Here is a 9,028-nt window from a genome sequence, read left to right as displayed (position 1 = left end):
GGGCCACGACGACGACCAGGTCGGAGTTGATGCCCGCGGAGATGAATGTCTTGGAGCCGTTGAGGATCCAGTCGTCCCCGTCCCGGACTGCCGAGGTCTTGATCCCCGCCAGGTCGCTGCCCGCGCCGGGCTCGGTCATCGCCACCGCGCCGATCAGCTCGCCGGTGATGTAACCGGGCAGCCACCGTGCCTGCTGCTCGGAGTTCGCGAGGTTCACGAAGTACGGGCCGACGATGTCGTTCTGCAGGCTCAGCCCCGGCGTCGCGGCACCGTAGCGCGCGAATTCCTCGACGATGACCGCGTTGAACCGGAAGTCGTCGACGCCACCACCACCGAACTTCTCCGGCAGATTGAAGCCGATCAATCCGTATTTGCCTGCGGCGACATAGGATTCGCGGTCGACGAGGCGCTCGCTCTCCCACTTCTCGGCGTGCGGCGCGCATTCCTTCTCCAGGAACTGGCGCGCGGTGGCCCGCAGTTGTTCGTGCTCGTCTTCGAAAACCAGTCGCTTCATCGTGCTACTTCGCCTTCCATACGGGCTGGCGCTTCTGCGCGAAGGCCAGCGGCCCTTCCTTGGCGTCCTCGGAGCGCAGCACCGCGCCCATCTCCCTCATCGTCCTGGTCCAGCCGACTTCATCGCCGCTGATCACGCCGTCGTCGACGCCCGCGGCCACGCGCTTGCTCGCCCACACCGCAAGCGGAGCGTTGACGGTGATGCGCTCGGCGAGTGCCAACGCAGCCTCCACCACGGTGCCGTCAGGCACCACCTGGTTGATCAGCCCCCACTTCAGCGCGTCGGCCGACGTCATCGGCTCGCCCGTGAAGATCAGCTCCATCGCCACCTTGCGGGGCAGCTGGTCGACGATGCGGAACACTCCCCCGGCCGCTGCGATCAGTCCGCGTTTGACCTCTGGCAGGCCGAACTTGGTGCGCTCCTCGGCGATGACGAGGTCGCTCGCCAGCGCAAGTTCCGTGCCGCCGCCCAGCGCCGTGCCGTTGACCGCCGCGATGGTGGGCTTGTCGATGAAGTGCTGCACGTAGCCGGCGAACCCCCACTCCCCGTGCTCGGGGTGATAGAGGTTCTCCCGTCGCGAGATCGCCTTGAGATCAGCTCCCGCGCAGAAGGATTGGCCCGCTCCCGTGATGACGACGGCGCGCACCTCCGCATCGTGCTGGGCTTCGTGCAGCGCGTCCCCGACACCGATGCTCACGGCGGCGTTGACGGCGTTGCGCGCTTCGGGCCGGTTGAGGGTGATGAGCAGGACGTTGCCCCGCCGCTCGGCGAGAGCGGCGGGTGCATCCGTCTGGGAATCCGCGGTCACAGCAGTTCGAGGATGGTGGCGTTGGCTTGGCCGCCGCCCTCGCACATGGTCTGCAGGCCGAACTGAATGTTGTTGTCCCGCATGTGATAGAGCATCGTCGTCATGATCCTGGCACCCGAGCCGCCCAGCGGGTGACCCAACGCGATGGCCCCACCGTTCGGGTTCAGCTTCTTCTCGTCGGCGCCGATGTCCTTGAGCCACGCCAGCGGCACTGGCGCGAACGCCTCGTTGACTTCGAAGACGCCGATGTCGGCGAGCCGCAGGCCGGAGCGCTTGAGCGCCTTCTGGGTGGCCGGGATCGGCGCGGTCAGCATGATCACCGGGTCGGCGGCCGCCAGCACCGCGGTGTGCACCTTGGCGAGCGGCTTGAGGCCCAACGACTTCGCCTTCTCGGCCGACATGAACAGCAGTGCCGCCGAGCCGTCGGAGATCTGCGACGCGTTACCGGCGTGGATGACGCCGTCCTCCTTGAAGGCGGGCTTGATTCCGGCCATCTTCTCGATGGTGCCGCCCCGCCGGATGCCCTCGTCCTTGAGCACCGGATTGCCGTCCTGGTCCTTGATCGCGACGATCTGGTCGTCGAAGGCGCCCGAATCCTGCGCGGCGGCGGCCTTTTCGTGCGAGCTCAGCGAGAACTGGTCGAGCGCGGTGCGGTCGAAACCCCACTGATCGGCGATCATCTCGGCGCCGGTGCCCTGATTCGGAGTCTGGGTGTAGCGGGCGCGGAAGGCCTCCGGGTAGGGGTGGCCGCCGTTGGCCAGCGACGCACCCATCGGGGTGCGCGACATCGACTCGACGCCACCGGCGACGACGACGTCGTAGTGACCCGCAACCACGCCCGCGGCGGCGAAGTGCACGGACTGCTGGCTCGACCCGCACTGGCGGTCCACGGTCACGCCGGGCACCGTCTCGGGCCAGCCCGCGGTGAGAACCGCGGTGCGCGCGATGTCGAGCGCCTGCTCGCCCGCCTGCATGACGCAGCCCCAGATCACGTCGTCGACGAGCGCGGGGTCGACACCCGCACGCTGCACCAGTCCGTTGAGCACCTGGGCCGAGAGCTCGCCGGGATGGACGCCGGACAGACCGCCGTTACGCTTGCCGACGGGCGATCGGACTGCCTCGACGATGACGGCTTCAGCCATGGGACTTCTCCTTTGAAGTGGGGGTACCTGGTGGTGTGAACGAATGGTTGGGTAGCACCGAACGTAGAACAGAAGGTTTACTAGGTCAACCTACTGGTTGGTAGATCACAGCTCGTTTCCGTCGGTTCCGCCGGACCACATGTTTTACTGAGTTGTACAACCGGCCGGACACAATCCCCTGTCTACGCTCCAGCCCGCCGTGCCGGCCCAGACCAGTTCGGGAGACTCCGTTGGCACGCAGCATGCCCTTGGCACCCATGATCGGGCCCGACGCCGTCGCGCAGCGCGGCGGCACCCAGGTCCGCTCACCAAAGACCGCGGAGCTGGTCGCCGGAACGCTACGTCGCATGGTGGTCGACGGCCAGCTCACCGACGGTGACTTCCTGCCCAACGAGGCCGAGCTGATGGCACACTTCGGCGTGAGCCGTCCGACGCTGCGCGAAGCGGTGCGGGTGCTCGAGTCCGAACGGCTGGTCGAGGTGCGACGCGGTTCACGCACGGGCGCGCGGGTCCGCGTGCCAGGGCCGGAGATCGTGGCACGCCCCGCCGGTCTGCTGCTCGAACTCTCCGGCGCGACGATCGCCGACGTCCTGGTCGCGCGGTCCGGCATCGAGCCGATGGCCGTCCGACTGCTCGCGGAGTCGGCTTCGCCCGAGGCGCTCGACGAGCTGGAGTCCATGCTGGCCGAGGAGATCCCGGCAGGCTGGCAGTCGGGCCGGTTGGCCGAGGCGACCGGCGAGTTCCACCGCAGGATGGTGGAGATGTCGGGCAACGCGACGCTGACGATCATCGCGGGCATGTTGCACGAGATCACCGTGCGGCACACGGCGTTCGCCATCAAGGAGCACCGCCAGGTGACGAAGGCGGACTACGACAAGCTGACGCGCTCCTACCGTCGACTGATCACGCTGCTGCGCGCCGGGGACGGTGCCGCCGCCGAGGCGCACTGGCGCAAGCACCTCGACACGGCGCGCGACCTGTTGCTGAAGGGATTGGAGACCGTCAAGGTCCGCGACGTCATGCAGTAGTGGCGGCCGACCACGTCACGCGAACGGGAATGGTGTCGTCCCACGGCTGGCGCGTCACCATGTCGGCAACCCTGACGATGCCGCGCTCGAACTCACCGGTCGCCGCGTCGACGAGTCGATACTCCTGCTGTTGCTTGTGGATCGGCTGCGCGTCGAGCATGACCACGCGCACCTCGCCGGGGGCGAACCGGCACCGCCCGTGCAGCGCGGCGACCAACTGCTCGTTGGACATGTGGCCGTCGCCGAAGTTCCAGCCGATGGCCGTGCTGACGAGCCGCTCGCCATCGGTCAGCGTGTAGTCGTCCTCGTTGCGGTCGGCCATCGCCCGGTGTGCAAGGGTGAACATCGCCCGGCCGTGAGTGTTGAAGGCGCGGAACGCATATCCCATGTACTGATACATCTGAGCGGTCTCAGCGCTGCCGTAGAACTTCTCCAACTGCGCGGCGGGCATGCTGGCGATCGCCACGATGCCGTCGGCGATCTTCTTCTCGGCCGACGGCGTGAGACACCACAGCGAGGTGTCCCAGTTGCCCGCGTAGTACCGCATGCCGGGCAGGAAGGACACCTTGCGCGGGAACACGTTACCCAGTGCCACGGTCCCGGCGACGACGACGAACAGCACTATCGGCCACGGGCTCGCCAGGTCGCCGAGGCCGACGCCGGCGTGCCCGACGAACAGCGCGAGCACGCTGAACATCATGAACACGTTCCACTCCAGCGGCACCCCCATCGGGATCGACGACAGGATGCCGAAGTGGAAGCAGAGCATGACGAATGCGGCGATCGCCGTCGGCCATCCACCGTGGGAGAAGAACAGCACCAACGGGACCAGTCCCTCGACCGCGGTGCTGAAGTGCGCGACGTAGCGTGACAGTCGGCCAGGACGCAGGTCGTCGGGGAAGTGTTCGAAGAAGCTTCGCTTGATCCACCGCGGGCGGAAGACCGGGTTGTTGCTCATCATCGTCGAGATGACGAACGGGAAGTGCTTGTTGAGCTTCGACGTCGCGGCGCCGATCCAGATGATCAGGCAGACGAGTTTGGCGGCGATGATGATGTCCGCGCCGCTGAACAGGAAGCACACCGCCAGCGCGGCGTACACCTCGCCGCGGGCGGCCAGGAAGATGACCTTGTCGCGCAGGCCTGCCACCGCGAGGAGGCCAAGGATGGTCGCGGTCTGCCAGACCGGCAGCACGCCCACCGTCGAGCCGAGTTCCTGGATCGGGCCCGTGCCATCGGAGAACAGGGCGACGACCAACGCCACCAGCAGGGCCGCATAAAGGACCACGTCGAAGGGGCTGCGCGAGTCGCCCTTGGTCAGCGGTATCCGGCCGGGCCAGGGTGGGAGTCGAATCGTCTTGGGCCGCAACCAGTACAGGATCGATCCCATCGGCGGGAAGAATCGGTTGTTGAGCGGCCCGAAGCCGCAGCCGAGCCCGACGACCTCGAACAGCATCGTGTAGAAGACGACCTTCTGGTACACGATCGGTTCGGCGTACCAGGACGCCACGTCGGTGAAGCCGTCGATGCCGGTGGTCGTCAGCACGATCAGCCACGCGACGAGGACGTACAGCAGGATCTTCACCACGTAGAAGAGGTGCAGCACCACCGGGGTTCCGAAGCCGACCTCGGCCCAGTGCCTGGCCATCGGGACGATCTTCTCGGCGCGGGTGCCCTTGCTCCACTCCTCGTAGTCGACGACGGGTGCGTCCTGCTTCAGAAACCCCATGGCGGCCAGACTAGAACGTGTTCTAGCCGCGGGGAATCAGTTCGCCTTACTCGGCGCGAGCAACGGGTGGGCGGTAGAAGACGACCAGCTGACCGATGCCCCCTGCCAGACCGAGCACGACGGCGATCAGCAGGCCGCCCCAGCCGTGCAGGTAGTCGTAGACGGCAGAGTTGCCGAACAGCGCGTAGTCCAGGCTGAGCCTGCCCGCCCCGGTCCCTGCGACCGCAACTGCCGCGACCGCGAGGATGAGGTTGTACTCCCAGCCCTCCTTGACGATGAAGAAGCCGTTGTGCCGGTGCACGGTCCAGGCGGCGACGAACATCAGCGCCACGAAGCCGGCGGCGGGGATCGGCGTCAACAGCCCGAGCGCCAGCCCGAGACCTGCCGCCATCTCGGTCGTCGCCGCGACCCTGGCGTGGAAGATGCCCGGTTTCATGCCCATGCTGTCGAACCAGCCGGCGGTACCACCGATGCCACCCTTGCCGAAGAACTTGTTGTAACCGTGGGAGGCCATGGTCAGGCCGAGCACCACGCGTAGCAGCAGGAGCGCAAAATCGTAGGCAGTCACGCAACAGAATGTAGGGCATGTGTTAAGCCAATGCCCAGCCCCACACCCGGCGGACGTCCGTCCAATCTCGTATAGTTTGGACCCGTGAGTCCAGTAGTGGTGGCGTGAATATGGTCCTGCAGGTCCAGAAGTTGACCCCGAAGGGCGCCGCGACGCGCCAGCGCATCATCGACGGTGCCGCCGCCGAGATTCGCGTCAACGGCGCGGTGGCCACCACGCTCGAAGACGTGATGGCGCACACCGGAACCTCGAAGAGCCAGCTCTTCCACTACTTTCCGCACGGCAAGGAGCAGCTGTTGCTCGCCGTCGCCGAGCAGGAAGCGGCGCGCGTCATCAGCGATCAGCAGCCATACCTGAGCGGCCTGACCTCGTGGGCGGCGTGGCAGCGGTGGCGCGACGTGGTCGTGGAGCGCTACCGACGACAGGGCCAGCAGTGTCCGCTGTCAACCGTGATGTCGGAGATCGGCCGCACGCCGGGGGCGCAGGCCGTGACCTCGACCTTGATCGAACGATGGCGCGCCGAAATCGAGAACGGCGTGCGTGCGATGCAACGGCAGGAGAAGATCGCCGCCACCGTCGACCCGTCCCGGACTGCCGCGGCCCTGCTCGCAGGCATCCAGGGTGGAGTTCTGGTCCTGATGAGCACCGGCGACCTCAGCTACCTCGAAGCCGCGCTCGACGTCGGTATCGCCGCGCTGCGGGCCTAGGGGCCGGTTTAGGGCGACTCGGACCCCAGCGCAGCTTCCAAGCGCGCGACGTAGGCGTCCATCCCATCCGGACCCCCCAGCGCCGACTCGGCGGCGTGCACGCCGACCGCAACCGTGTCCCCGACACCCACCACGACGTGGGTCAGACCCATCATCGGCGACAGTCCGGCGAATGCCGCGGCCACCGTGACCGGCGCCCCACCGAACGCGAAGTCCGCGGCGCCGCAGTTCACACTCGAGACCACGGTGTTGCCCGTCACCGCGGCAGGACGCACGTCGGGATCGAAACGGTCCATCCCGCAACGCAACAACGGGGCAGGCGTCGCGGCGAAGGCCAGGTCCGCCGCCTGCATGGCCCGATGTCCGGCCCGCAGCCGCCGCGCAGCGAGGTCGTCGGCGATACGGGCGGCGCGCGCGGCCGCCGACAGCTCCGGGTGCAGGCCGACGCCGACGTTGCCGAAGTGGTTGTACGCCAGGCGCGGTGACGGTTTGGCCATCGGGACTTCGGCGCCGAGCGCCGACGGATCGTCGCCGAGCTCCCGCAACTGACCGGCGAGCGCCGCCGACACCGCTGACAGGACCGCGACCGTCACCGTCGACCCGTGCAGTTCCGACCGTCGCCTGACCACGGTGCGCAGGCTGCGCGAGCCCGACGGCCTCGTGTTCGTCCGGAGCAACGGCCGCAGCTCCGCTTGGGCCGGAACCACGCCCGCCTCGACGTCGGCGACGAACCGTCGGTGAGCCCGTGCGGCGCGAAAGCCCGCCAACGGCAAGCTGATCGGACCCGTCGACGGCGGGCTGATGGCGGGCACCTCCCCGCCGGGCCTGCCGAACATCAGGGCGGCATGCGCACGGGTGCGGCCGCCGCCTCCGAGCGCATGCGAGATCTGAAGCACCGCCACGGTGCCGGGCACCTCCGTGCCGGGTACGCCGACGACGCCCGCGAACACGTGCAGCCGCCACGCCGTCTCCCCCGCGTCCAGCTGATCGGCGATCAGTGCGCCTACCGCCGAAAGGCACCCCGCCCCCGTGGGGTCCTCGAGGTCGTGCACCACGAACTGCGACCGATCAACGTCCCGGCGCACCCACGCCGGATACGTCCACGACACGTGATCGTCGATGCGGACACCGAGGTCGGGACAGCCGCGAGCCCGGTCCGCGACGTCCTCGAGCGCCCGCTCCAGATCGACCGCAACGCCCCCGAACGCGAACAGCAGGAACGTGTCGTTCGGGATCTTGGCGGCCAGCCAGAACGTCTGCGCATCGATCGGCGTCAGTCGACGTGTGGTCATGTGCAAAGGCTAGGCCGCTTCAGACGCCTCCAGCGGCGACTGGCAACGGGCAGGTCGTCACGTCGTGTCGGTGGCTAGCTGGCGATGAAGTCGGCGATGAGCCGCGCCACCTCGTCGGGGCGGTCCAGCTGCATGAAGTGCCCGGCCCGATCGACGATCTCGGCCCGACTGTCCACCGGGAGACCCGGTTCCACCCACCGCGTGAAGTCCCCCATGGCACCATCGTCGGCGCCGTGCAGGTACAGGGTGGGCAGCGTCGGTGGCGACAGCCAGTGCTCGTGCAACTCGGCATACCGGGCAGGCGGCTTGCTGCCGCGGATCGTGGCCCGGTAGTAGCCGAGCGCCGCTCGCCAGTTCTCGGGAGAACCGATCGCGTCCAGGACCAGTGCGACGTCGTCTCCTGCGTCGTAGCCGGGCGACCATTGGCGCCACAGCCGCGGCACCACCCACGACGCGGAACGCTCTGGCAGCAACGGCAATTGGAAGTACGTGATGTACCAGCTCCGCAGCAGCTGGCGCGGCAACCGGGCGACCAGGCGTCCCGCGTCGGGCACCTTCCCGCGGAACGTCGCGGCAGGCGGCACCGACATGATGACCGCCTTGGCGAAGGGGCTCTCGGGCATCGCCGCGAGCCCAGCGCCAGCAATCGCACCCCAGTCGTGTCCGATGAGGACGTCGCGACCCGTGGGGCCTGCCGCCTCGAGCACGCGCAGTGCGTCGTCCATGAGTGCTCCGACGTGATAGCTGGCATCCGACGACAACGACGACGGTGCATATCCACGCATGAACGGCGCGACGACGCGCCAGCCCGCATCCACCAGCAACGGTGCCACCTTGCGCCAGCCGTGCGCCGTATCGGGGAACCCGTGCAGACACAGGGCGATCGGCGCATCGTCAGGCCCCCAGCACAGCGCCCGAAGGTGTACGTCCTGGGTAGGGACGTCGATCCAGCGCGGCTCGCTCACCGGAATGCGCTCAGACGGGCGTGAATTCGGAGATCAGCCATTTGTCGCCAACCTTGTCCAACGTCACGCTGACACTCGACGCCGTGCTGCTCGGCGCGCCCGTCCCCACCACCACCGTTTGGTTGACGAATACCAGAACCACGGCGTGCTTGGGGTCCGCGGAGACGGAGCCGGCCCTGGGAACCGTTGCCACCGCTGAGATCTGCTGCTGTTTGGCGCCTGGGATCACCACGCCGTCGATCAACGAGGTGTACGAATCGCGGAACTCGCCGGTGAGC

The 9,028-nt window shown here is 67.9% G+C and carries 9 protein-coding genes and 1 pseudogene; 2 read left to right on the top strand and 8 right to left on the bottom strand.

What is annotated here, in order from left to right; genetic code table 11:
* From ACRDUX_RS22405 to ACRDUX_RS22395, 3 genes are all read right to left on the bottom strand, one after another.
* Window positions 1-514: acyl-CoA dehydrogenase family protein (locus ACRDUX_RS22405; RefSeq protein WP_526416626.1), on the bottom strand; the 514-nt coding region annotated here is incomplete at its 3' end.
* A gap of 4 nt (window positions 515-518) precedes the next feature.
* Entirely contained in the window at window positions 519-1,322 is an 804-nt protein-coding gene (locus ACRDUX_RS22400) for an enoyl-CoA hydratase/isomerase family protein (RefSeq protein ID WP_526416624.1), read from the bottom strand.
* Window positions 1,319-2,464, bottom strand: coding sequence for a thiolase family protein (locus ACRDUX_RS22395; RefSeq protein WP_526416622.1), 1,146 nt, complete (start codon window positions 2,462-2,464; stop codon window positions 1,319-1,321). Before ACRDUX_RS22395 ends, ACRDUX_RS22400 begins: the two co-directional genes overlap by 4 nt.
* Window positions 2,465-2,694: 230 nt before the next feature.
* Here ACRDUX_RS22395 and ACRDUX_RS22390 point away from each other — a divergent pair, with 230 nt between their 5' ends.
* Window positions 2,695-3,492, top strand: coding sequence for a FadR/GntR family transcriptional regulator (locus ACRDUX_RS22390; protein WP_526416620.1), 798 nt, complete (start codon window positions 2,695-2,697; stop codon window positions 3,490-3,492).
* Here ACRDUX_RS22390 and ACRDUX_RS22385 read toward each other — a convergent pair.
* Both ACRDUX_RS22385 and ACRDUX_RS22380 read right to left on the bottom strand, forming a co-directional pair.
* On the bottom strand, window positions 3,482-5,218 hold the full coding sequence (locus tag ACRDUX_RS22385; RefSeq protein WP_526416618.1) for a DUF3556 domain-containing protein: 1,737 nt from the start codon (window positions 5,216-5,218) through the stop codon (window positions 3,482-3,484). The two genes, ACRDUX_RS22390 and ACRDUX_RS22385, sit on opposite strands and share 11 nt — an antisense overlap.
* Window positions 5,219-5,264: 46 nt before the next feature.
* Window positions 5,265-5,786, bottom strand: a complete 522-nt coding sequence (locus ACRDUX_RS22380; RefSeq protein ID WP_526416616.1) for a DoxX family protein — start codon at window positions 5,784-5,786, stop codon at window positions 5,265-5,267.
* A gap of 110 nt (window positions 5,787-5,896) precedes the next feature.
* Here ACRDUX_RS22380 and ACRDUX_RS22375 point away from each other — a divergent pair, with 110 nt between their 5' ends.
* Complete coding sequence (locus ACRDUX_RS22375; RefSeq protein ID WP_526416614.1) at window positions 5,897-6,493, top strand: TetR/AcrR family transcriptional regulator; 597 nt, start codon at window positions 5,897-5,899, stop codon at window positions 6,491-6,493.
* Between the two features lie 8 nt (window positions 6,494-6,501).
* On the opposite strand, the gene ACRDUX_RS22370 is transcribed toward ACRDUX_RS22375, so the two are convergent.
* The 3 genes and pseudogenes from ACRDUX_RS22370 to ACRDUX_RS22360 form a co-directional block, all read right to left on the bottom strand.
* A complete protein-coding gene (locus ACRDUX_RS22370; RefSeq protein WP_526416612.1) occupies window positions 6,502-7,785 on the bottom strand; it encodes a DUF1298 domain-containing protein in 1,284 nt (427 codons plus the stop codon).
* A 74-nt stretch (window positions 7,786-7,859) separates the two neighbouring features.
* Complete coding sequence (locus ACRDUX_RS22365; protein WP_526416610.1) at window positions 7,860-8,750, bottom strand: alpha/beta fold hydrolase; 891 nt, start codon at window positions 8,748-8,750, stop codon at window positions 7,860-7,862.
* A 10-nt stretch (window positions 8,751-8,760) separates the two neighbouring features.
* Window positions 8,761-9,028: pseudogene (locus ACRDUX_RS22360) on the bottom strand (hypothetical protein); the annotation flags it as partial.

Source organism: Mycobacterium sp. (genome assembly GCF_050701675.1).
In the GTDB taxonomy this organism is placed as follows: domain Bacteria; phylum Actinomycetota; class Actinomycetes; order Mycobacteriales; family Mycobacteriaceae; genus Mycobacterium.
The sequence above is the reverse complement of the archived record's forward strand: the minus strand, read 5'-3'. Positions and strand labels throughout refer to the sequence as shown.

Coding starts and splice junctions, on each gene's coding strand:
- ACRDUX_RS22395 (WP_526416622.1), bottom strand. CDS start 2,464: ATGGCTGAAGCCGTCATCGTCGAGGCAGTCCGATCGCCCGTCGGCAAG.
- ACRDUX_RS22385 (WP_526416618.1), bottom strand. CDS start 5,218: ATGGGGTTTCTGAAGCAGGACGCACCCGTCGTCGACTACGAGGAGTGG.
- ACRDUX_RS22375 (WP_526416614.1), top strand. CDS start 5,897: ATGGTCCTGCAGGTCCAGAAGTTGACCCCGAAGGGCGCCGCGACGCGC.
- ACRDUX_RS22370 (WP_526416612.1), bottom strand. CDS start 7,785: ATGACCACACGTCGACTGACGCCGATCGATGCGCAGACGTTCTGGCTG.